The sequence below is a fragment of the Streptomyces sp. NPDC002935 genome, assembly GCF_040611295.1.
Lineage (GTDB): Bacteria > Actinomycetota > Actinomycetes > Streptomycetales > Streptomycetaceae > Streptomyces.
Window position 1 is genome coordinate 65,200 of the sequence record NZ_JBEXNW010000001.1, and the last position, 23,592, is coordinate 88,791.

At 70.1% G+C, this 23,592-nt stretch carries 17 protein-coding genes; 14 read left to right on the forward strand and 3 right to left on the reverse strand.

The genetic code is table 11. The features are described from left to right. Positions 1–56: 56 nt before the first annotated feature. The 5 genes from ABZX90_RS00270 (at position 57) to ABZX90_RS00290 (ending at position 8,621) form a co-directional block, all read left to right on the forward strand. On the forward strand, positions 57–1,403 hold the full coding sequence (locus tag ABZX90_RS00270; protein ID WP_355200856.1) for a diaminobutyrate--2-oxoglutarate transaminase family protein: 1,347 nt from the start codon (positions 57–59) through the stop codon (positions 1,401–1,403). 405 nt (positions 1,404–1,808) lie between these two features. Next, on the forward strand, positions 1,809–3,695 hold the full coding sequence (locus ABZX90_RS00275) for an IucA/IucC family protein (protein WP_355200858.1): 1,887 nt from the start codon (positions 1,809–1,811) through the stop codon (positions 3,693–3,695). 38 nt (positions 3,696–3,733) lie between these two features. Beyond that, positions 3,734–4,519, forward strand: a complete 786-nt coding sequence (locus tag ABZX90_RS00280; protein WP_355200504.1) for a GNAT family N-acetyltransferase — start codon at positions 3,734–3,736, stop codon at positions 4,517–4,519. Positions 4,520–4,576: 57 nt separating this feature from the next. Then, positions 4,577–6,514 (forward strand): IucA/IucC family siderophore biosynthesis protein, encoded by a 1,938-nt coding sequence (locus ABZX90_RS00285; RefSeq protein WP_355200506.1) that lies wholly within the window; start codon positions 4,577–4,579, stop codon positions 6,512–6,514. Between the two features lie 88 nt (positions 6,515–6,602). Next, complete coding sequence (locus tag ABZX90_RS00290) at positions 6,603–8,621, forward strand: ATP-dependent DNA helicase (protein WP_351121578.1); 2,019 nt, start codon at positions 6,603–6,605, stop codon at positions 8,619–8,621. 312 nt (positions 8,622–8,933) lie between these two features. Here the strand turns inward: ABZX90_RS00290 and lexA are convergent, their stop codons facing one another. Beyond that, positions 8,934–9,710: a transcriptional repressor LexA gene (gene lexA, locus ABZX90_RS00295; RefSeq protein WP_266763403.1), complete on the reverse strand. Its 777-nt coding sequence runs from the start codon at positions 9,708–9,710 to the stop codon at positions 8,934–8,936. Between the two features lie 518 nt (positions 9,711–10,228). On the opposite strand from lexA, the gene nrdR reads away from it, so the two are divergent. The 3 genes from nrdR (at position 10,229) to ABZX90_RS00310 (ending at position 14,785) form a co-directional block, all read left to right on the forward strand. Further along, positions 10,229–10,780, forward strand: coding sequence for a transcriptional regulator NrdR (nrdR, locus tag ABZX90_RS00300; RefSeq protein WP_355200509.1), 552 nt, complete (start codon positions 10,229–10,231; stop codon positions 10,778–10,780). A gap of 161 nt (positions 10,781–10,941) precedes the next feature. Further along, entirely contained in the window at positions 10,942–13,848 is a 2,907-nt protein-coding gene (locus tag ABZX90_RS00305) for a vitamin B12-dependent ribonucleotide reductase (RefSeq protein WP_351121573.1), read from the forward strand. Positions 13,849–14,098: 250 nt separating this feature from the next. Then, positions 14,099–14,785, forward strand: a complete 687-nt coding sequence (locus ABZX90_RS00310; RefSeq protein WP_351121571.1) for a DUF6215 domain-containing protein — start codon at positions 14,099–14,101, stop codon at positions 14,783–14,785. A 91-nt stretch (positions 14,786–14,876) separates the two neighbouring features. Here the strand turns inward: ABZX90_RS00310 and ABZX90_RS00315 are convergent, their stop codons facing one another. Beyond that, a complete protein-coding gene (locus ABZX90_RS00315) occupies positions 14,877–15,410 on the reverse strand; it encodes a TerD family protein (protein WP_351121568.1) in 534 nt (177 codons plus the stop codon). A 154-nt stretch (positions 15,411–15,564) separates the two neighbouring features. On the opposite strand from ABZX90_RS00315, the gene ABZX90_RS00320 reads away from it, so the two are divergent. The 4 genes from ABZX90_RS00320 to ABZX90_RS00335 all read left to right on the forward strand — a co-directional run bounded on the left by ABZX90_RS00320 (position 15,565) and on the right by ABZX90_RS00335 (position 20,230). Beyond that, positions 15,565–16,170 carry a YdbC family protein gene (locus ABZX90_RS00320; protein ID WP_351121566.1) on the forward strand — a complete coding sequence of 202 codons (606 nt, stop codon included), beginning with the start codon at positions 15,565–15,567 and terminating at the stop codon, positions 16,168–16,170. Positions 16,171–16,271: 101 nt separating this feature from the next. After that, complete coding sequence (locus ABZX90_RS00325; RefSeq protein WP_351121564.1) at positions 16,272–16,931, forward strand: phosphoglycerate mutase family protein; 660 nt, start codon at positions 16,272–16,274, stop codon at positions 16,929–16,931. 12 nt (positions 16,932–16,943) lie between these two features. Continuing rightward, positions 16,944–17,873 carry an ADP-ribosylglycohydrolase family protein gene (locus tag ABZX90_RS00330; protein WP_355200513.1) on the forward strand — a complete coding sequence of 310 codons (930 nt, stop codon included), beginning with the start codon at positions 16,944–16,946 and terminating at the stop codon, positions 17,871–17,873. An 884-nt stretch (positions 17,874–18,757) separates the two neighbouring features. Next, positions 18,758–20,230 carry a DUF4173 domain-containing protein gene (locus ABZX90_RS00335; protein WP_355200860.1) on the forward strand — a complete coding sequence of 491 codons (1,473 nt, stop codon included), beginning with the start codon at positions 18,758–18,760 and terminating at the stop codon, positions 20,228–20,230. 208 nt (positions 20,231–20,438) lie between these two features. Here the strand turns inward: ABZX90_RS00335 and ABZX90_RS00340 are convergent, their stop codons facing one another. Then, entirely contained in the window at positions 20,439–21,986 is a 1,548-nt protein-coding gene (locus tag ABZX90_RS00340) for an MFS transporter (RefSeq protein ID WP_351121560.1), read from the reverse strand. A gap of 186 nt (positions 21,987–22,172) precedes the next feature. Between ABZX90_RS00340 and ABZX90_RS00345 the strand changes: the two genes are divergently transcribed. Together ABZX90_RS00345 and ABZX90_RS00350 are read left to right on the forward strand one after the other, a co-directional pair. Further along, on the forward strand, positions 22,173–22,796 hold the full coding sequence (locus ABZX90_RS00345) for a TetR/AcrR family transcriptional regulator (RefSeq protein WP_351121557.1): 624 nt from the start codon (positions 22,173–22,175) through the stop codon (positions 22,794–22,796). A gap of 79 nt (positions 22,797–22,875) precedes the next feature. Then, complete coding sequence (locus ABZX90_RS00350; protein ID WP_351121555.1) at positions 22,876–23,577, forward strand: ribonuclease HII; 702 nt, start codon at positions 22,876–22,878, stop codon at positions 23,575–23,577. Positions 23,578–23,592: the final 15 nt, after the last annotated feature.

The following is a 23,592-nucleotide window of genomic DNA, read 5'->3' on the forward strand; positions in this document are numbered from 1 at the left end:
GAGCGCGGGATGGTGGTGCCGGAGCGGCCGAGAGGGCGCGCGCGGCGCACGAGGGGATTCTGCGGCGCCAGTCGGCGCGCGAATCGGCGGCACGAACCTACGCGCGCGCCCTTCCGATCGTTCCGGTGCGAGCACGCGGGCTGACGATCGAGGGCGCCGACGGACGCCGCTACCTCGACTGCCTCTCCGGCGCCGGGACCCTGGCCCTCGGACACAACCATCCCGTGGTCCTGGAAGCGATCAGAAAGGTTCTCGACTCGGGGGCGCCCCTGCACGTCCTGGACCTGGCGACACCGGTGAAGGACGCGTTCACCACCGAACTGTTCCGCACGCTGCCCCCGCGTTTCGCCGAGCGCGCGCGGGTCCAGTTCTGCGGACCGGCCGGGACGGACGCCGTCGAGGCCGCGTTCAAACTGGTGCGCACGGCCACCGGCCGCACCGGCATGCTCGCGTTCACCGGCGCGTACCACGGGATGACCGCGGGCGCGCTCGAGGCCTCCGGTGGTGCGATGGACGTACGCGTCGCGCGCCTGCCCTATCCGCAGGACTACCGCTGCCCGTTCGGCATCGGCGGCCTCCAGGGCGCCGAACTCGCCGCGCGCTGGACGGAGTCCCTCCTCGACGACCCCAAGTCGGGCGTGCCGCTCCCCGCCGGGATGATCCTGGAACCCGTCCAGGGCGAGGGCGGGGTGATTCCCGCGCCGGACGTGTGGACGCGGCGGATGCGTGAGATCACGGCGACACGGTCCATCCCGCTGATCGTGGACGAGGTCCAGACAGGAGTGGGCCGGACCGGAACCTTCTGGGCGATGGAACACAGCGGGATCACCCCGGACGTGATGGTCCTGTCCAAGGCCATCGGCGGCAGCCTGCCGCTGGCCGTCGTCGTCTACCGCGACGACCTCGACGTCTGGCAACCCGGCGCCCACGCGGGCACGTTCCGCGGCAACCAACTGGCCATGGCCGCCGGCACGGCCACCCTCGCGTACGTCCGCGAGAACGGCCTCGCCGAACGCGCGGCCACCGTCGGGGCCCGCATGCTCACCCAACTGCGCGGCCTCGCGGCGGAGTTCCCCTGCATCGGCGATGTCCGTGGCCGTGGCCTGATGATCGGCCTCGAACTCGTGGACCCCGAAGGGCCGCCGCACACCACCCCCGACGGCCCGCGCCCCGTCGCTCCCGAACTCGCCGCCGCCGTCCAGCGGGAGTGCCTGCGCCGAGGCCTGATCGTGGAACTCGGAGGTCGCCGTTCGAGCGTCGTGCGCCTCCTTCCTCCCCTGACGATCAGTGACGAACAGACGTCCGCCGTGCTCGACCGGCTCGCCGACGCGGTGCGGGCGGTGGCGCAGGGGGACCGGCGGCTCGGGAGGGACGGGCCACGGGGTGCCGACGGGTCGCGGTGACGGTCTGACCGGCACGGCAGGGCGCGTACCACGTCGGGCGGAGCTCGGTGGAACCTCGGCCGGCAGGCCGCGGCCTCGGCGAGCGCCCGTCGGCGACGGAACCCCCGGACCCGCCGCCGACCCCATCCGACCTCACCCCCCGACCGGTGTCCCCTTCGCAGCAGCCGACCAGGGAAAGCCAAGAGCCCAACGCGACCCGGTACCGCCCCGGTTCGTCGCCGCGCGAGCCCGTACGACCTTCAAGGAATTCTCGTGAACGCCACCCCCGCACCCGACAGTCGTCCCCCCACGTACGAGCGAGCGGCCCCTGCCACACCGACCGCGCACCTGTCGCCGGCGGATGCGGTCCCCCGGCAGAAGGAGGGGGCCCAGGCTCCCGAGCGGCTCCGCCAGGCCACCGCCGACCTGCCGACCACCTCCGACCTGCCGGGCACCGCCGACCTGCTGGAACACCCCGACACCCGGACGGCGGCCCAGGCGGCGGCGGTCGAGAACCTGCTGCGCTGCTGGGTACGCGAGAACGACCTGCCCGCCCCCGACGGCGGCACCCTGCGCATCGCCCTGCCGGCCAGCGGCGTGACCCTGCTCGTTCCCGTCCACCACTGGTCCGCCTCCGGCTGGCACCGCTTCGGCCTTCCCCGCCTCGCCGACGCTCCCGACGAAGCACCAGTCGCCGACGCGGTGACCGTGGCCGCCCTCTTCGCGCGGCAGTCGGCCACCGGAGCATCTGCCGCGGGCACGAGCTTCCCCGCACCCTCCGCGGAGCGCGCGGGAGTCGCACCGAGCCACCCCGAAGCCCGGCATCCGGACAGCCCGGCCGGTGAAGGCACCGACCTCGTCGACCGTGTCGCCGACTCGGTCCGGCGCACCGCGGTGTTCATCAGGGACCGCAGGGAGCACCCCACCGACGCACCCGACCTCTTCCTCGCCGCGGAGCAGGCACTCCTGCTCGGCCACCCACTGCATCCGACACCGAAGGGACGCGACGGCCTCTCCGAGGCTGAAGGCAGGCTCTACTCGCCCGAGTTGCGCGGCTCCTTCCCCCTGTACTGGATGGCGATCGCCCCCTCGGTGCTGGCGGCCGACTCGGCGTGGACGGAGCGCGGCCGCCCCGTATCGGCGGAGCAACTGACCGGGCGCCTGGCCGGTGCCGGCCTGGCACTCCCCGACGGGTACGCCGCCGCGCTGCCGCTGCACCCCTGGCAGATGCGCGAGGTCAAGCACCGTCGTGAGACCGCGGCCCTGCTAGACGCCGGACTGCTCCAGGACCTCGGTCCGCAGGGCACCCCATGGCACCCGACCTCGTCCGTCCGTACCGTCTACCGCTCCGGCGCCCCCGCGATGCTGAAACTGTCGCTGGGCCTGCGCATCACCAACTCCCGTCGTGAGAACCTCCGCAAGGAACTCCACCGTGGTGTGGAGGTCCACCGCCTGTTGCGTGGCGGGCTGTTCAAGCAGTGGCAGGCCGCCCACCCTGGCTTCGACATCGTCCGCGACCCGGCCTGGCTCGCCGTCGACGGCCCGGACGGCAGCCCGCTTCCCGGGCTCGACGTGATGATCCGCCACAACCCGTTCGGCCCGGCCGACGACGTCGGCTGCGTCGCGGGACTCGTCTCACCCCGGCCGCGCCCCGGACCCGGCCCGCACAACCCGGCAGAGGGCGGCCGCCTCATGCGGTCCCGGCTGGCCGAGATCGTCACCGGGCTCTCCGGTCGCACCGGACGCCCGCGCGGCGCCGTCGCCACCGAGTGGTTCCTGCGCTACCTCGAACAGGTCGTACGCCCCGTGCTCTGGCTGGACAGCGAGGCGGGCATCGCTCTGGAGGCGCACCAGCAGAACACCCTGCTCCTGCTGGACGCGGAAGGCTGGCCCACGGGCGGCCGTTACCGGGACAACCAGGGCTACTACTTCCGCGAGTCCCGACGCGCGGAACTCGACACCCGGCTGCCCGGCATCGGGGCGCACAGCGACACCTTCGTCTCCGACGCGGTCACCGACGAACGCTTCGCCTACTACCTCGCCATCAACAACGTGTTCGGTCTCATCGGTGCGTTCGGCTCCCAGCGGCTCGCCGACGAGAGGCTGTTGCTCGCCGCGTTCCGGCGCTTCCTCACCGACGTCGCCACCGGTCCGACCCGACTGCGCACGCCCCTGCCCGCCCTCCTGCTCGACTCACCCGTCCTGCGCTGCAAGGCCAATCTGCTGACCCGGCTGCACGGCCTCGACGAACTCGTCGGTCCCGTCGACACCCAGTCCGTCTACGTCACCATCTCCAACCCCCTTCATTCCTGAGGAACGTGACCCACCCGTCTTCTGAGAGGAGCGTCGTCGTGCCTCCCACCGACGCGAGCACCGACGCCGGCACCGCCCGCGCCACCCGACTCGACCCCGGAACCCGCCCCGACCCCGGATACCACGCGGGCACCGGCTCGGACCCCGGTGACGGCACAGACTGCGAGGACACGCTCGATCTGCGCCTCCCCGACGAACTGATCGCGCTGTTCGCCGGGGACACCGGAGCTCGGGACGGGACCACGAACGAGGATGATCTGCTCGACCAGGTCGGCGGCTGGGGACCGGCCATGACTCCCATCGGCGTCTTCCACCTCGTCCGAGTGCGTGCCGAGCGCGATCTCCCTCTCATCACCCGCTGGATGAACGACCCCGCCGTCGCGGCGTTCTGGGAACTGGCGGGACCCGAGTCGGTGGTCGAGGAACATCTGCGCCGACAACTGGACGGCGACGGACGCTCTGTTCCGTGCCTCGGGGCGCTGGACGGCACCCCGATGAGCTACTGGGAGATCTACCGCGCGGATCTCGACCCCCTGGCGCGCCACTACCCGGCCCGCCCCCACGACACCGGAATCCACCTCCTCATCGGCGGTGTCGCCAACCGCGGGCGAGGACTCGGCTCCACCTTGCTCAGAGCCGTCGCCGACCACGTACTGGACAAACGCCCCTCGTGCGCTCGCGTCGTCGCGGAACCCGATCTTCGCAACACCCCCTCCGTGTCCGCTTTCCTGAGCGCCGGCTTCCGGTTCTCCGCCGAGGTCGATCTGCCCGACAAACGGGCAGCCCTCATGGTCCGGGACCGGGCCCTGCGCGATCTGTTGTAGAGCCGTCACTCTTGGTACACCGCTCGTGCCGATCCGGTTCCCTGTCGAGGAGTTCCCGTGTCGAATCCATCCGCCACCCCGGCCGCCGGAGAGACGCCCGCCCTCTACGACCCGCCCGAGCTGCGCGCAGATCGCTGGGAGCAGGCCGGCCGCCGCCTGCTCGCGAAGATGATCGGTGAGTTCGCGTACGAGGGGATCATCGAGCCGGAGCCGGAGGGGGTGCCGGAGCACTCGTTCTCGCCCGCGCCCTCGTCCTCACCGGCGCTATCGTCGGCCCCCGCTGCCTCACCCCCGTCCCCCTCCTCCGCCGTGAAAGCGGCCCCCACCGGCTTCCGTGGCACCCCGTACGCTCTGCGTCTCGACGCGGGCGGCAGTCTGTCCTTCCGGGCCCGGCGTACCGCGTACGACAGCTGGCGCGTGGAACCCGACTCCCTCACCCTCACGGACAGAGGGGCGGAACCCCGGCCGTTCAGCGACCCCGTCGGCTTCCTCACGCGCGCCCGCGGCACGCTGGGGCTCGACGGGGCGACGCTCGGGCACGGCATCCGCGAACTGAGTACGACGCTGGCAGCGGACGCGCGCCTCGACCACGAAGCCCTCACCGTCGCCGAGCTGGCCGACCTGGGATACGCGGAACTGGAAGGCCACCAGACCGGGCACCCGTGGATCGTGCTGAACAAGGGCCGCCTCGGCTTCTCCGCGCGGGACGCCGGGCACTGGGCACCGGAGGCTCGCAGAGCGACACCCCTTCCCTGGATCGCCGTGCACACCGGGCTCGCCACCTACCGCGGCGTCGGCGGCCTGGACACCGCGGACCTCCTCTACGCACGCGAACTCGCCCCCGCCACACGGGAGTCCTTCGACGGTGCGCTCCGCGCGCGCGGGCTCGCCCCGGAGTCGTACCTCTATCTGCCCGTGCACCCCTGGCAGTGGGACGACGTCGTCCTGCCCCTCTTCGCTTCTCACATCGCCACGGACGCGATCGTGCCGCTGCACTCGGACGGCGATCTCCGGCTGGCCCAGCAGTCCGTCCGTACGTTCCTCAACGTCTCGCGTCCGGACCGGCACACCGTGAAACTGCCGCTGTCCGTCCTCAACACCCTGGTGTGGCGCGGCCTTCCGACCAGGCGAACGCTCGCCGCGCCCGCCGTCACCACCTGGATGCACGCCCTGCGCGCCGGGGACCCGTTTCTGCGGGACACCTGTGGGGTGATCCTCCTCGGCGAGGTCGCCTCCGTGACTGTGGGACATCCGGTCTACGACGCCCTCCCCGAGGTGCCCTACCAGTACAGGGAACTGCTCGGGGCGATCTGGCGTGAGCCGGTCTCTCGCCACCTGGCTCCCGGTGAACGCGCCCGCACCCTGGCCGCCCTGCTGCACACCGACCTGGAGGGCCGTTCCTTCACCGCCCAGCTGGTGGCCCGCTCCGGACTCACGCCGAGGGCCTGGCTGCGCCGTCTCTTCGCCGTGCTCCTGCCGCCGCTGCTGCACTTCCTGTATCGGTACGGCACTGTCTTCAACCCACATGGCGAGAACGCGATCGTTGTCTTCGACGACCATGACGTTCCCGTGAGGCTCGCTGTGAAGGACTTCGTGGACGACATCAACGTGAGTGCGGAACCTCTGCCCGAGCACGCCTCCATGCCGGACGAGGTACGGCGGGTCCTGCTCACCGAGCCGCCGGCCTTCCTGATCCAGTTCATCCACTCCGCGCTCTTCGTCGGAGTGTTCCGCTACCTCGCGCCGCTCTGCGAGGAACAGCTGGGTGTTCCCGAGGATGAATTCTGGTCCCTCGTACGAGGGGAGATCATCCGCCACCAGACACGCTTCCCCGAGCTCAAGGACCGTCACGAGATGTTCGACCTGCTCACCCCGCGTATCGAGCGGCTGTGCCTGAACCGCAACCGGCTGCACCTGGACGGCTACCGCGATCGCCCGGCGCGCCCGCACGCCGCCGTTCACGGCACCGTCCCGAACCCCCTTCACCAGCTGTGATCCCCCGGCCCGCACGCGGCTTGATCACGCCTTCGGATCCGCCCTTGATCGCTCGGTTGTCAGTGGCGCCCCGTAGGCTGGCAGCGCTATGACAAAGCCCTCCCTCCCCGAACTCCTGCATGCTGCCGTCACTGCCGTCGGCGGTACGGAGCGCCCTGGCCAGGTGACCATGGCCGAAGCCGTCGCCGGGGCCATCGACGACAGTTCCCACCTGCTGGTCCAGGCCGGCACCGGCACCGGAAAGTCGCTCGGCTACCTGGTGCCCGCGCTCGCGCACGGGGAGCGGGTGGTCGTGGCGACCGCCACCCTGGCCCTCCAGCGGCAGCTGGTGGAGCGGGACCTGCCGCGCACCGTCGACGCGCTGCACCCGCTGCTGCGCCGCCGCCCCGAATTCGCGATGCTGAAGGGCCGGTCGAACTACCTGTGCCTGCACCGCCTGCACGAGGGCGTGCCGCAGGACGAGGAAGAGGGCCTCTTCGACCAGTTCGAGGCGGCCGCGCCCACCAGCAAGCTGGGCCAGGACCTGCTGCGGCTGCGCGACTGGTCGGACGAGACCGAGACCGGTGACCGCGACGACCTCACACCCGGTGTCTCCGACCGGGCCTGGGGCCAGGTGTCGGTGTCGTCCCGGGAGTGCCTGGGCGCCACGAAGTGCGCCTACGGAGCCGAGTGCTTCGCCGAGATGGCCCGCGAGCGGGCCAAGCTCGCGGAGGTCGTCGTCACGAATCACGCGCTGCTCGCGATCGACGCCATCGAGGGCGCCCCGGTCCTCCCGCAGCACGAGGTACTGATCGTCGACGAGGCGCACGAGCTCGTCTCCAGGGTCACCGGCGTCGCCACCGGCGAGCTCACACCCGGCCAGGTCAACCGTGCCGTGCGCCGCGCCGCGAAGCTCGCCAACGAGAAGGCCGCCGACCAGCTCCAGACCGCCGCCGAGGGCTTCGAGCGCCTGATGGAGCTGGCCCTGCCGGGACGCCTGGAGGAGATCCCGGAGGACCTGGGATACGCGCTGATGGCGCTGCGCGACGCCGCCCGCACGGTGATCACGGCCATCGGCTCCACCCGCGACAAGTCCGTCCAGGACGAGGACGCCGTGCGCAAGCAGGCACTGGCGTCCGTCGAAGCGGTACACGCCGTGGCGGAACGCATCGCCAACGGCTCCGAATGGGACGTCGTCTGGTACGAGCGCCACGACCGCTTCGGAGCCTCGCTCCGGGTCGCTCCGATGAACGTGTCCGGGCTCCTCAGGGAGAAGCTCTTCGCCGACCGCTCCGTCGTCCTGACGTCAGCGACCCTCAAGCTCGGCGGCGACTTCAACGGCGTGGGAGCGTCGATGGGGCTCGCCCCGGAGGGCACGGAGGGCGAGGACCTTCCCCAGTGGAAGGGCGTCGACGTCGGCTCGCCCTTCGACTATCCCAAGCAGGGCATCCTCTACGTCGCCAAGCACCTGTCGCGCCCCGCGCGGGACGCCGACCGCGGTGACATGCTCGACGAGCTCACGGAGCTGATCCAGGCCGCAGGCGGCCGCACGCTCGGTCTGTTCTCCTCGATGCGCGCGGCCCAGCTCGCGGCGGAGGAGCTGCGGACCCGCCTCCCCGAATACCCGATCCTGCTCCAGGGCGAGGAGACCCTCGGCGAGCTGATCAAGAACTTCGCGGCCGACCCGAAGACCTGCCTCTTCGGCACGCTCTCGCTCTGGCAGGGCGTGGACGTGCCGGGCACCAGCTGTCAGCTGGTCGTCATGGACAAGATCCCCTTCCCCCGCCCCGACGACCCGCTCATGAGCGCCCGCCAGAAGGCGGTGGAGGACAACGGGGGCAACGGCTTCATGGCCGTCGCCGCCACCCACGCCGCGCTCCTGATGGCCCAGGGCGCCGGCCGCCTCGTACGAGCCTCGGGGGACCGGGGCGTGGTCGCCGTACTGGACCAGCGTCTGGCCACGGCTCGCTACGGCAGCTATCTGAAGGCCTCGCTCCCCGACTTCTGGTACACAACGGACCGCAACCAGGTCCGCAGATCCCTCGCCGCGATCGACGAGAAGGCGAGGGCGATCGAGGAGACGGCAGGGCAGGCCGCCGAGCCCGCGAGTGAGCCGGAGGACGCGTAGCACCCAAGGGCCCGGCCCATGCCCCCTGGACCTGGTACACGAGCCATGTGGAGCCTTGAGCCCCGTCTCCGGGACCCGCACGGAAGTCCGAGCCACGTGGAGCCTCGCGTCGGGGACCTGCATGGAGCCCGAGCCACGTGGAGCCCAGGGCTCCCGGCCTATGGGGCGCATGGAACCCCGGCACCCCGCGGCCGAAGGACCAGTGGAGTCCGGTCAGGGCCCCCGGCCAGAAAACGCACAGGACCCCGGAACCGGCGCAGTTGGTTCCGGGGCCCGGTCAGGGGCGGGGGCGGAGGACCGCCCATCGCGGTGTCACACCCGACGCAGCACGGCCACGACCTTGCCGAGGATGGTTGCCTCGTCGCCGGGGATCGGCTGGTACGCCGAGTTGTGCGGCAGCAGCCACACGTGCCCGTCCTCGCGCTTGAAGCGCTTCACCGTGGCTTCGCCGTCGAGCATCGCGGCGACGATGTCGCCGTTCTCGGCGACCGGCTGGCGGCGGACCGTCACCCAGTCCCCGTCACAGATGGCGGCCTCGATCATCGAGTCACCGACGACCTTCAGGACGAACAGCTCACCGTCGCCGACCAGCTGGCGCGGGAGAGGGAACACGTCCTCGACCGATTCCTCGGCGAGGATCGGGCCACCGGCGGCGATACGGCCGACGAGCGGCACATAGGACGCGGCCGGCTTGCCCGCCGTGTCCGTCGGCTGCACCGACGACTGGTCGGAACCCCGCACCTCGTACGCGCGCGGGCGGTGCGGGTCTCGGCGCAGGAAGCCCTTGCGCTCCAGGGCCATCAGTTGATGCGCGACCGAGGAGGTGCTGGAAAGGCCGACGGCCTGACCGATCTCCCGCATCGACGGCGGGTAGCCGCGCCGCTGCACGGAGTCCCGGATCACCTCGATCACCCGGCGTTGCCGGTCCGTGAGTCCCGAGCTGTCGGCCCGGATGCCTGGAGGTCGGCCAGGCAGCGAGCGCTTGGGCCCCTCATGATTCGCGGCTTCGTTCATCGCATGCACCGGCTCGAGTCGGCCCTGGGAGCGCTCCTGGGCAGTGATGGTGGCGCTGTCTGCGGTGGTGGTCACGTCGGCCCCTCTCGATGGTCTCCCTGCTGGACAACGGTAGTTGCTTTCGAAAGGTTGCGCCAAACACACGTTCGAGTGAAAAAACGTGTATTGCCTGACGTGATCATGTGTCTGGGTGTATGGCTGCCGACGCGCCTAGCGGACAAAAGGGCTCATTGCTGTACCCTTCACCGCCGGAGGCGGCAGCCGTGCCGGCTGACCTGGGCCGTCGTCCAGTCTGCCATCCGATGGCCGACCGGCCGGGGACCGGCCCCCTTCCGTGCGCCGCCCACGCTATCCCCGAGTGTCCGGGATGGGTATGCCTGTGCGGCACGTGCCCTTACGTGTACGACACGCGGGTCGTGGGCGAATTCATGAGCCAGGCCCCACATCTAGTGGTTGGATTGCGGGAGCATCCCAGAAGTTGTGGTCCCCCGGGTCTTCGGACCCTTGGGTATCGCCTATGCTTGAGGCTGCTTCGAGGGGCCCGGGAGGTCCCGAGAGGTCTCTGAGTCGTGCTGTGAAGGAGGGTTGGAGCCATGCACTGCCCCTTCTGCAGGCACCCTGACAGCCGCGTCGTCGACAGTCGTACGACCGACGACGGCACGTCGATCCGAAGGCGCCGCCAGTGCCCCGACTGCTCTCGTCGTTTCACGACGGTGGAGTCGTGCTCACTGATGGTGGTGAAGCGCTCCGGTGTCACCGAGCCCTTCAGCCGGATCAAGGTCATCAACGGCGTGCGCAAGGCCTGCCAGGGGCGGCCTGTCACCGAGGACGCGCTCGCCCAGCTCGGCCAGCGGGTCGAGGAAGCCGTGCGAGCCACCGGAAGCGCCGAGCTGACCACCCACGACGTGGGGCTGGCCATACTCGGACCCTTGCAGGAACTCGACCTCGTGGCCTACATGAGGTTCGCGTCCGTGTACCGGGCCTTCGATTCGCTCGACGACTTCGAAGCCGCCATCGCGGAACTCAGGCAGGTGAATCAGCGCCCCGCCGTGGACGAGGACGACCCGGACGTGGTGCGCGAGCAGACCGATCATGGGCCCGGAGGAACCGCTGAGGTTCCCGTGCCCGCCACCGCCGTCGACTGACCGCGGGCCGGACCCTTCGGGGCGTCCGGCCCCGCCTTCGGGCGGCGACCACAGACCTGCTGCGAGAAGCCGCATCAGCGGCGCGCGCAGTATCAGACACACACCGTGCCGCGGGAAGTTCGCGGCACTTCAGGGCGTTTTAGCCTGAACAGGGAGGCGGCATGACAGAGACGGCGAGCGGTCCGGCGGCACGAGGTTCCCGCACCAAGAGCGGGGCCAAGGCCGGCAAGGGACTGCGCATCGAGCGCATTCACACCACCCCCGGCGTGCACCCGTACGACGAGGTGGAGTGGGAGCGCCGTGACGTCGTCATGACCAACTGGCGCGACGGCTCGGTCAACTTCGAGCAGCGTGGCGTCGAGTTCCCCGGCTTCTGGTCGGTGAACGCGGTCAACATCGTCACCAGCAAGTACTTCCGCGGTGCCGTCGGCACCCCGCAGCGCGAAGTGAGCCTCAAGCAGCTCATCGACCGCATCGTGAAGACGTACCGGAAGGCCGGTGAAGACAACAAGTACTTCGCCTCGCCCGCCGACGCCGAGATCTTCGAGCACGAGCTGGCGTACGCCCTCCTGCACCAGATCTTCAGCTTCAACAGCCCCGTTTGGTTCAACGTCGGGACGCCCCAGCCCCAGCAGGTCTCCGCCTGCTTCATCCTGGCCGTCGACGACTCCATGGAGTCGATCCTCGACTGGTACAAGGAAGAGGGCATGATCTTCAAGGGCGGCTCCGGCGCCGGCCTGAACCTCTCCCGCATCCGCTCCTCCAAGGAGCTCCTCTCCTCGGGCGGCAACGCCTCGGGTCCCGTCTCCTTCATGCGCGGTGCCGACGCCTCCGCAGGAACGATCAAGTCGGGTGGCGCCACCCGCCGCGCGGCCAAGATGGTCATCCTCGACGTCGACCACCCCGACATCGAGGACTTCATCGAGACCAAGGTCAAGGAGGAGGAGAAGATCCGCGCCCTCCGTGACGCGGGCTTCGACATGGACCTGGGCGGCGACGACATCACGTCCGTCCAGTACCAGAACGCCAACAACTCGGTCCGCGTGAACGACACGTTCATGAAGGCCGTCGAGTCGGGCGGAACGTTCGGTCTCACCTCGCGCATGACCGGCGAGGTCATCGAGGAGGTCGACGCCAAGTCGCTCTTCCGCAAGATGGCCGAGGCCGCCTGGGCCTGCGCCGACCCGGGCATCCAGTACGACGACACGATCAACAACTGGCACACGTGCCCGGAGTCCGGCCGTATCAACGGCTCGAACCCGTGCAGCGAGTACATGCACCTGGACAACACGTCCTGCAACCTCGCCTCGCTGAACCTGATGAAGTTCCTCAAGGACGACGGCAAGGGCCGTCAGTCCTTCGAGATCGAGCGCTTCGCCCAGGTCGTCGAGCTGGTCATCACCGCGATGGACATCTCCATCTGCTTCGCGGACTTCCCGACTGAGAAGATCGGCGAGAACACCCGCGCCTTCCGTCAGCTGGGCATCGGCTACGCCAACCTCGGCGCCCTCCTGATGGCGACCGGCCACGCGTACGACTCCGACGGCGGCCGCGCGCTCGCGGGCGCCATCACCTCCCTGATGACGGGTAGGTCGTACAAGCGTTCCGCCGAGCTCGCCGCGGTCGTCGGCCCGTACGACGGCTACGCCCGCAACGCGCAGCCGCACCAGCGCGTCATGAAGCAGCACGCCGACGCCAACACCACGGCCGTCCGCGTGGACGACCTGGACACCCCCATCTGGGCCGCCGCCACGGAGGCCTGGCAGGACGTGATCCGCCTCGGCGAGAAGAACGGCTTCCGCAACGCGCAGGCCTCCGTCATCGCCCCGACCGGCACCATCGGTCTCGCGATGTCCTGCGACACCACCGGTCTCGAGCCCGACCTCGCGCTGGTCAAGTTCAAGAAGCTGGTCGGCGGCGGCTCGATGCAGATCGTCAACGGCACCGTGCCGCAGGCCCTGCGCCGCCTGGGTTACCAGGAGGAGCAGATCGAGGCGGTCGTCGCCCACATCGCCGAGAACGGCAATGTCGTCGACGCCCCGGGCCTCAAGCACGAGCACTACGAGGTCTTCGACTGCGCCATGGGCGAGCGCTCCATCTCCGCGATGGGCCACGTCCGCATGATGGCCGCGATCCAGCCGTGGATCTCCGGCGCGCTCTCCAAGACGGTCAACCTGCCGGAGACGGCGACCGTCGAGGACGTCGAAGAGGTCTACTTCGAGGCGTGGAAGATGGGCGTCAAGGCGCTCGCGATCTACCGCGACAACTGCAAGGTCGGCCAGCCCCTCTCCGCCAAGACCAAGGAGAAGGAAAAGGTCGAGGTCACGGCGAAGGCCGAGGAGACCATCCGTACCGCGGTCGAGAAGGTCGTCGAGTACCGCCCGGTCCGCAAGCGCCTCCCCAAGGGCCGTCCCGGCATCACCACCTCCTTCACGGTGGGCGGCGCCGAGGGCTACATGACCGCCAACTCCTACCCGGACGACGGTCTCGGCGAGGTCTTCCTGAAGATGTCGAAGCAGGGTTCCACCCTCGCGGGCATGATGGACGCCTTCTCGATCGCCGTCTCGGTCGGTCTGCAGTACGGCGTGCCCCTGGAGACGTACGTCTCGAAGTTCACCAACATGCGCTTCGAGCCGGCCGGCATGACGGACGACCCGGACGTGCGGATGGCGCAGTCGATCGTCGACTACATCTTCCGCCGCCTGGCACTGGACTTCCTGCCCTTCGAGACGCGCTCCGCACTCGGCATCCACTCCGCCGAGGAGCGCCAGCGTCACCTGGAGACGGGCTCCTACGAGCCGTCCATCGACGATGTCGAGCTCGACGTGGAGGCGCTGGCCCAGTCCGCGCCCCGCGCGCAGGAGCTGAAGGCGGTCGCCGCCCCCAAGATCGAGGCGGCGGTGGCCGAGCCCGCCCTGAAGCAGGTCCACACCAGCGCCGAGCTGGTGGAGATGCAGCTGGGCATCCAGGCCGACGCCCCGCTGTGCTTCTCCTGCGGTACGAAGATGCAGCGGGCCGGTTCCTGCTACATCTGCGAGGGTTGCGGTTCGACCAGCGGTTGCAGCTGACGCCGAGCGCCTTCCGGGCGTGAAGTAGCTGGTCAGGGCGGTGCAGTTGATGGTCGACTGCACCGCCCTCGGCGTTCGCCGACCGGGAGCGGCCGTGCCGGCGGGCAGCCCCGTCGTGCGGAGCGGGGCAGGGAGCCGCGGGTGGCGCGGTGCGATGCTCCGGGCGGCGGCGGAATTCGGGTCACCCGCGAAACGATCACCGGCTAGTCTCCCTCAGCGCGCACGGGGCGCGATGGGGGAGAGTGGGGACATGGCCGACAGCGCGGCCGGTTCGAAGAACGGCGCCGGCGCCGGGGCCCAGGCCGTCTCCGCGGTGATGATGGTCGCGTTGGTGACGGCGGGCATCTGGCTCCTGGCGCAGGTCCTCCCGCAGAACAGCGGCGCCGCCAGTGAACCGGCCACCTGCTCGAAGGAGGACAGCAGGCCGCCGGCGAGATACGTCTCCGGAACGCAGCTCTGCGAAGCACTGAACCGCAAGGACCTTCCGGCCATGCTCGGGACGCCGGACGAACACGCGGAGACCGCCTCCGGAAGCGGGGGCCACACCACCGTGGCCGGTGACGCCAAGGTCGCCGGTCCCGAAGCGAACGTCACGCTCAAGTCCTACTCCGTGAAGCTCTCGGCCTCCTACGACCGGCTCTCGGTGGCCGACTGGACCGAGCTGCTGGGCGCGTCCGCGGAGCCTAGGACGATCCTGGGCCACCCGGCGGTCCTCTACTCGGACCGGACCATCGCCATCACCTTCGGTTCCGACAAGGCGGACGCCGGTCCCGGCGGCATAGCCCGCCGCCTGGTGGTAGCCAAGGACGCGAAGGACGGCGGTGGCGCGTTCGAGGTCGCCATCTGGCGTCAGGACGATGTGACGCCGGACGACGCGGCCCTCCTCCGGGTCGCCGAGGCGGTGCTGCCGACGGTCCCGGGCTGGAACAAGGCCTGAGCGCCGGTCGCGACGACAGGGCCCGGAGCCCGGAACCGGCGCGCGTCAGGAGGGAAGGCGCTGCGCCGGCGTCCGGACGGGGGAGCGTTCCTCACGCTTCCTGCGGGCTGCCCATGACCCGTGCGAAGGTCGCCGGGTCCGTGTCGTAGCCGCGGATGCCCGCGTGGAACGTCCACTCCCCGGAGTGGTCGCGTACGAACTCCCCGATGGTCGCGGCCGTCGCGCCCAGGACATCGCCGAAGTCGCCCTCCGTCAGGACGGTGTAGCCCTCACGCAGACGGAAGCCGGGGTTGAGGACACCGACGAACGTCTTCGCCGCCGTACGCTGCTGGATGAGCACGCCGACCACCACGCGCGCGTAACGGGTGTCCAGGCGGTCGAGCTCCAGGGTCATGACCTCGTCCCAGCCGAAGCCCTTGCCGTCCTTGCTGTCGCGGTTCAGATAGATGGTGCCGTCCGGCGAACGGCTGCCGAAATACACCACATAGGCCGGATCTCCCTGCGGTGCGGACGCCAGATACGTCGCCGCGATGATGTCCAGGTCGGTCGCGGGCTCACCGACAGGACTTGGATCCCACTTCACCGCCAACTCGGCCTTGCGGATGCCCTTGTTGAGACCGTTCACCGGATGTCCCCTCCCCGTTCCTCAACAACCACCGGCCCAACTCCCCTGCGGGCATGGCCGGTTGTCCATCGTGCCACGCGTGCCGGGGCGTTCGCGCGGATCTATCCCGCCGGAGCGTGACCGGCGCCACGTTCCGTGGCCTTACGATGGCGCGGTGCTGGTCAAGTGGATTCGCTGCACCGTGGTCGATCGCCGCGGTTTCGAACGGGGGCAGCGAAGGTGGGCGGGGCTTCTGGGGGAGCCGGGATTCCGGGGACAGGGCGGAGGATGGAGTGTGAGGCGGTCCGGCGTCGCGCACATCTTCGCCTTCTGGGAGAGCCGTGCCTTCTACGACTCATTCATGGCCCGGTCCCATGACCGGCTCGCGGCCTCACAGTCGGGCACCTTCAAGGACTCCCAGGTCAAACTGTTCGACTACCGCTTCGACGTGAAGACCGGCTTCGAGCCGCGCTTCACGGACGCCGATGTGGTGCGGGTCGCGCACTGCCGTGTCCACGAGGACCGCGCCGAACACTTCGCGCTGATGCAGGAGAAGGTCTGGAACCCCGCGATGGCGGGTTCGCCCGGCATGGTGCGGGGCCTGTTCGGCGAGGCGCCCGGCAGCGAGTTCCTGGTCCTGTCGATGTGGCACTCGGCCGCCGAGCACGGCAAGTACCGCGCCGAGCGGGTGGAGAGGCTGGCGCTGCGTGCCCAGATCGAGGCCGACATAGCCGCCCTCGCGGGCGACATCGTGCAGCTGGAACCCGGCTGGATCGTCTGACGGACTCCTGCGGGGTCCCTGATGTGCGGAAACGGTGTGATCTACGCCGTATCGGGCCGTACGACTGCTCGAACCGCGCCGACACGATCTAGGGTCTTGGCATGGCACGACCACGGCGCATCGTCCTTGTCCGGCACGGCGAGTCGGTGGGCAATGCCGATGACACCGTGTACGAACGCGAGCCCGACCACGCTCTGGCGCTCACCGAGACGGGGTGGCAGCAGGCGGAGGACACCGGCAAACAGCTGCGCGAAATCTTCGGCCAGGAGCGCGTAAGCGCTTACGTCTCCCCGTACCGGCGCACCCACGAGACGTTCCGCGCCTTCCATCTCGACCCCGGACGCGTCCGGGTGCGCGAGGAGCCGCGACTGCGTGAGCAGGACTGGGGCAACTGGCAGGACCGTGACGACGTACGTCTTCAGAAGGCCTGTCGCGATGCGTACGGGCACTTCTTCTACCGGTTCGCGCAAGGCGAGTCCGGTGCCGACGTGTACGACCGGGTGGGCGGCTTCCTGGAGAGCCTGTACCGGAGTTTCGAGGCCCCCGACCACCCGCCGAACGTGCTCCTGGTGACCCATGGCCTGGCCATGCGGCTGTTCTGTATGCGCTGGTTCCACTGGACGGTCGCCGAGTTCGAGTCGCTCTCGAACCCGGGGAACGGCGAGACGAGGATGCTCGTTCTGGGGGAGGACGGGAGATACACCCTCGATCGTCCCTTCGAGCAATGGCGTGAACCGGAATCGTACGGAGTCACCGGATAGAGTGGCAGGGCGATGATCGTTGACTCCTCTCCCGACGGGCGCTTGGACCGGGCCCTTGCCAGCCTGCGCGGACTCGCGCTGGGGGACGCGCTGGGCTCGCAGTTCTTCGTGCCCGCGAACTACCCGCTGCTGAAGCGCCGGGAGCTGCCGCCCCGCCCCTGGCAGTGGACCGACGACACAGAGATGGCCTGCTCCGTGGTCGCGGTTCTGGGTACGCACCACCGCATCGACCAGGACGAGCTGGCCCGCTCCTTCGCCGATCACCACGACTTCGACCGGGGCTACGGCCCCGCGGTCAATCGGCTGCTGCGGCAGATCCGGGAGGGCGGCGACTGGCGCGAGCTGGCATCGGCCCTCTTCAAGGGGCAGGGCTCCTGGGGCAACGGCGCCGCGATGCGCATCGCCCCTCTGGGTGCCTGGTACGCCGACGACCCGGAGCAGGCGACCCACCAGGCGGAGATCTCCGCCTATCCCACCCACCAGCACCGCGAGGCCGTGGTCGGCGCCATGGCCGTCGCCGCTGCCGCCGCGCTGGCCGCCGACCCGGCGGGCCCGCCGAGCGCCGAGGCCCTGCTCGACGGCGTCATCGCGCTCGTACCGCGCAGCGCCGTGGGCGCCGGGCTGCGGCGCGCCAGGGACATGCTCGACTACGGCGACGCCGGGACTGTGGCCGCGGTGCTGGGCTGCGGACGGCGTACGTCGGCTCACGACACCGTTCCCTTCGCCCTCTGGTCGGCCGCCCGCGCCCTGGGCGACTACGAGGAGGGCTTCTGGGTCACCGCCCAGGTCGGCGGCGACGTGGACACGACCTGCTCCATCGTGGGCGGTGTGGTCGCCTCCGGGAAGGCGGGAGCACCCCCCGGGGCGTGGCTGGAAGCCACGGAGGAGCTGCCGCGATGGGTGCCCGGACCTGCCCACGGACGAACGGCCGGCGACGCGTAGAGCGCACGGCTGAGGGGGTTCACGGGCCGGTGAGGTGCGCGCCCCGTCGACCTGTGGCGTGTGGGTGGCGCCGAGGGCCGCCGAGGGCGTGCGGGCGGAGCGAGGGCATGCTTCAGGGGTCTCCTGAACGCCGTCCCGGCGGCCGCCCCGGAGAGAAGCCGCTGGGCTGTGTCACAGGCTTGCTACAGCCCCGCGGCCCCATCGTGAGCCCCGTTGCCCGTGGATACCCTGTGCGCCACGCCGCCCGTTGATCATGGCGGCGTGTGCCGACAAGTACCGGTCGGCAGCCTCCCTGCCGCAGTGGCGTGTCGTGGGCTGCCCGAGACCGGCTGGGAGGGGATCCCTTGTCCGACATACCGTCCACGCCCGAGCCGAGAGACGAGGCATCGGCGAAGCGGAAGAGCCCGGGGGCGAGCAAGGAGGTTCCGGAGGTCGAGAAGCGGCTTCCGGAGACATCGGAGCCGGAGGATTCCACGGATCCGGCCGAGCCGGAATCCACGGGGCGGCCGAGCGCCGAATCCGGCGCCAAGGGGAAGGCGGCCGCAGCGGGGGGCGCGGAAGAACCCGGGGACGAGGATGAGCCCGGGGACGAGGATGAGCCCGGGGACGAGGATGAGCTCGGGGACGAGGAAGAGCCTGAGGGCCAGGCCTACGAGGAGACCGACGAAGGTGTCGGCCAGGGGCCCGCGGAACAGGCCGCTGGTAAGGCCGACGGAGACGAAGAACCCGAGGAGCGGGACGCCCCAGCGGCGGCCGGGGACGACAGGCCCCGGGCGAGCTCGGTCCGGAGTGCCGACGGAAACGTGAAGCCCCGGGCGCAGGCCGCCCGAGCGGTTCAGGGAACCCCCGGCAGAGCGCACCCGGCGCCCACCCCCGGCCTCTGGCTGGCCGATCTTCAGGTCACGCGGCCCGCCCCGGTGCGTACGTCCACGCTGTGGGCCGTGCTCGCTACCGGAGTGCTGAGCATGCTGCTCCTCGACGACGGTCTGGCGATCAACCTCCTGCTGGTGGCGATACCCGCCTCGCTCGCCGCGTACTTCGCGGGCCGGGCCGCGGGACGCCGCACGCGCGCGTGGACCCTGGTCTGGGCCATCGGCGGCATCGGTCTGCTGAGTGTGCCCGCTCTGCGGGACGCGGACTGGCCGTCGTTCCTCGCCGTCGTCTCGGCGATCGCCCTCGGTTCGCTCGCGCTGCACGGCGGACGCACCTGGCCCGCGGTTCTGCTGGGCCCCATCGGTGTGTTCAACTCCGTGGTCACGGGCCCCGCCTGGGGCTGGCGCGGGCTGCGGGAACGATTCGGCGGTGCCCGTCGCAGCGTGGGCGTCGGGCTCCGCGCCTTCGTGGTGACCGCGGTCCTGCTGCTGGTCTTCGGGGCGCTGTTCGCCGGGGCCGACGCCGCCTTCGCCAATCTGCTGGGCGACCTGGTGCCGGACACCTCCGTCGCCGGCGGACCCTGGCGCCTGGTGCTGCTGGTCCTCGGTCTCGTCGGAGCGCTGGCCGCGGCCCACACGGCCGCCGCGCCGGCGCAGTGGGACCGGGTCGTCGTGCCCGCCGGGCGCCCTCGCAACCGTGTCGAGTGGGCCCTGCCACTGATCGTGCTCACCGTGCTTTTCGCGGCCTTCAACGCGGTTCAGCTAGCCGTCCTGTTCGGTGGCTATGACGCCGTACTGAAGAAGACCGGCCAGACGTACGCCGAGTACGCGCGCCAGGGCTTCTGGCAGCTGCTGCTCGTCACGCTGCTGACCCTGCTCGTCGTGGTCTTCGCGCTGCGCTGGGCGCCGCGGGCCGAGGCGGGCGACCGGAACCTGGTGCGGGGTGTGCTGGGAACCCTCTGCGGCCTGGCGCTCGTTGTCGTGGCGTCCGCTGTGCGACGTATGGACATGTATGTGGAGGCTTATGGGCTGACGCGGCTGAGAGTGTCGGTGATGGCCGGGGAGCTGTGGCTGGGCCTGGTCATCGTGCTCATCATGGCGGCCGGTGTGTGGGGCGCCCGCTGGCTGCCACGTGTCGTCGCGGCCAGTGCGGCGGCCGGGGTGCTCGCGTTCGGGCTGATGTCGCCCGACGGTCTGATCGCCGAGCGCAATGTCCAGCGGTACGAGGACACGGGCAAATTCGACCTCCAGTACGCGCAAGACCTGTCCGCCGACGCCGTACCCGCCCTCGACAAGCTCAAGGAGCCGATGCGTTCCTGCGCGCTGAGCTCGATCGCCGATGACCTGGGCGCGGACGACGCGCCCTGGTACGCCACCAGTTGGGGCGAGGCCCGAGCCCGGGACATCCTCCGCGACCGCCCTCCGGCCACGTCCGCCGACTGGGACAGGTGCAACGAGTTGGCGAACGACCTCATGTACCGCTGAGCGGCCTGACGTCGGCATGCGCCCCTGAGTGACGGGTCGGGCTTGTGCGCGCGTCCCTCGCCGAGTGCCGGTGCGTCGCGTGTGGCCGTCGCGCCGCGTGTGCCGTTGCTTCGGCAGAGACGCCCGTCCTCGGCCTCGTACTGCGGAGGCCGGACCGCGGTCGCCGTGGGGCTCACGGACCGCGGCGCGGCCTTCCGCGGTTCCGTCCTCAGCCCGCGGCGGGTCCCGCCGTACCGGCGAGGGCGTCCAGATCGCTCTTGCGGACCCTGATCACCAGCGCCGCGGTGATCAGGGCGAGCAGGGCCATCGCCACCGCCGGTACGAACGCGGTCGAGATTCCTTGAGCGAGCACTTCGTGGTCCCAAGGGGCCGGCAGCTGGTGGGTCTTGGCGAACTCAGCCTTCTGCTCGGCCGAGCCGTCCGCCAGGAACCTCGGCATCTGCTTCTCCGCCTCGTCGCGGCCGGCCGAACCGAAGACCGTGGTGAGGATGGCGAGGCCGAGCGAACCGCCCACCTGCTGCGTGACATTGAGCAGACCCGAGGCCGCGCCCGCCTCGTGCTGGGCGACACCGGAGACAGCGGTCACCGTCAGCGTCACGAAGTTCAGGCCCATGCCGAAGCCGAACAGCAGCATCGGACCGAGGACTCCGCCAGCGTACGAGCTGTCGGGACTGATGAAGGTCAGCCAGCCGAGCCCGAGGCCGACGAGCGTCGAGCCGACGATCATGAACGGCTTGGGGCCGAGCACCGGCAGGAACCGCTGCGAAAGACCCGCGCCGACCGCGATCGCGACCGTCACCGGAAGGAAGGCCACACCGGCGGAGATCGGGCTGTACCCCAGCACGTTCTGCACGAAGAGCACGATGTAGAAGAACATGCCGAACATCGCGGCCGCGAGGCTCAGCATGATCAGATATGTGCCCGAACGGTTGCGGTCGGCGAACATCCTCAGCGGGGTGATGGGCTCCTTGGCCCGGGTCTCGATGGCCACGAAGGCCAGCAGCAGAGCCACGGCCGCGCCGAACGACCCGATCGTCAGACTGTCCCGCCAGCCCTCCTCCGCGGCGCGGATGAACCCGTACACCAGGGACGCCATGCCGGCCGTCGAGGTGAGCGCGCCCGCGATGTCGAAACGTCCCGGGTGGCGTTCGGACTCGTTGATGTACATCGGCGCGAGGACCGCGATCAGGATGCCGATGGGCACGTTGACGAAGAGGACCCACCGCCAGTCGAGCCACTCCGTGAGCATGCCGCCGGCGAGCAGACCGATCGCGCCACCGCCGGCCGAGACCGTCGCGAACACGGCGAACGCCCGGTTCCGCTCCGGGCCTTCGGGGAACGTGGTGGTGATCAGGGCCAGCGACGTCGGCGACGCGATCGCGCCACCGACACCCTGCAGGGCGCGCGCCGCCAGCAACTGCCAGGGCTCCTGGGCGAGGCCGCCGAGAAGCGAGGCGAAGGTGAACAGCAGGATGCCGGTCATGAAGACCCGGCGCCGACCGAGGATGTCACCGGCCCGCGCGCCGAGAAGCAGCAGGCCACCGAAGGTGAGGGTGTACGAACTGATCACCCATGTCAGGTCGGTCGTACTGAACTTGAGGGCGTCTTGAATGTGCGGGAGTGCGATGTTCACAATCGTCGCGTCGAGTACCACCATGAGTTGGCAGGCCGCGATGACGGTGAGCGCGATGCCGGGATGCCCCTCCCGGCGGGCCGCACCAGGCTTGGAGTCCTTAATCAACTGAGAGGTTGTCACTATGCTTCCCCCACAAGTGCGTTAGTGAACGCTCGCGTTCACTGCCGCGTCAACGGTAGTGAGTCCCCGTCAGTGAACGCAAGCGTTCACTGAAGTCGCTGTCCGAAGACGTCAATTCGATCGCCCGCTCCTCACCGAAGCCTGAACTCCCCGACTTTTGCTCCCCTGCACGACGGAGACACTCTGATGGTTACCTCGCGTTGGACGGCCGCCCCCGCTCAGGCGGCCTCCTCGCGCCGGCGCGGCGCCGTGCTCGAGCGCGCGATCCTGGAGGCGGCGCTGGAACAGCTCGGCACGGTCGGCTGGAACGGCCTCACCATGGAGGGCGTGGCCGCGCGCGCCCAGACCGGCAAGGCCGCGGTGTACCGCCGCTGGCCGTCCAAGGAGGACCTGGTCGCGGACGCGCTCCAGGCGGGACTGCCGAACCTGACGAAGGCTCCCGACCTCGGCGCCGTCCGTGAGGACCTGCTCGAACTGTGCCGAGGTGTACGCGAGGCGATGTTCTCGCGGCCGGGATTCGCGCTTCGCTCGGTCCTTCACGAATGCGACGCGAAGCAGGTCGAGCGCTTCAACCGCGTGATCCACGGTGGGGTCGTCGAGCCCACGCTGAACCTGCTCCGCGAGGTCATTCGTCGCGGTATCGAGCGGGGAGAGGTGCGTCCCGACGCCGTGAACTCGTATGTCTTCGACGTTATCCCGGCGATGATGATGTACCGCTCCAAGGTGTGCGCGAGTGAATGGAGCGATCAGGACCTTCAGGAGATGATCGACCAGCTGATGGTCCCGCTCCTGCGCGCGCGGGTCGCCTGAGGCTCCGCCGCGGGCTCCCCGGCCGCTCGGGGAGCCCGGGTGTCGCGAGGGGCTCCGGGCGGCGTAGTCTGAGGACGCCATGCCGTACGAACCACCCACCCACACCGTCGAGCGCTCCCTCCGCGCCACGACCGGAGCGAAGGTCATCGCCGGTGTCGACGAGGTGGGGCGCGGTGCCTGGGCCGGACCCGTCACCGTCTGTGCCGCTGTCACCGGACTGCGCCGCCCGCCCGAAGGGCTCACCGACTCCAAGCTCCTGACCGTCAAGCGCCGGACCGCGCTCGCCGTGGAGTTGGAGAAATGGGTGACGTCGTACGCCCTCGGGCACGCCTCCCCCGAGGAGATCGACCGCCTGGGGATGACGGCCGCCCTGCGCCTCGCGGCAGGACGCGCCCTGGAGGCCTTGCCGGTCCGCCCCGACGCGGTCATCCTCGACGGGAAGCACGACTATCTCGGAGCTCCCTGGCGGGTCCGTACGGTGATCAAGGGCGACCAGTCCTGTATCTCCGTCGCGGCAGCCTCGGTGATCGCCAAGGTTCAGCGCGACAAAATGATGGCCGAACTGGGTGTCGACCATGCAGACTTCGGTTTTGCGGCCAACGCCGGGTACCCGTCGCCGGTCCACAAAGCCGCACTGGAGGAGCGGGGACCCACCCCGTACCACCGGTTGTCGTGGGCGTATCTTGATGCGCTGCCCCAGTGGCGGCATCTCAAGAAGGTCCGCAGCTGGGCGGACGGAAACGTTCCGGAGATCGAGGGCCAGCTCGGCTTCGATTTCTGACGATTCCGTTCGCAC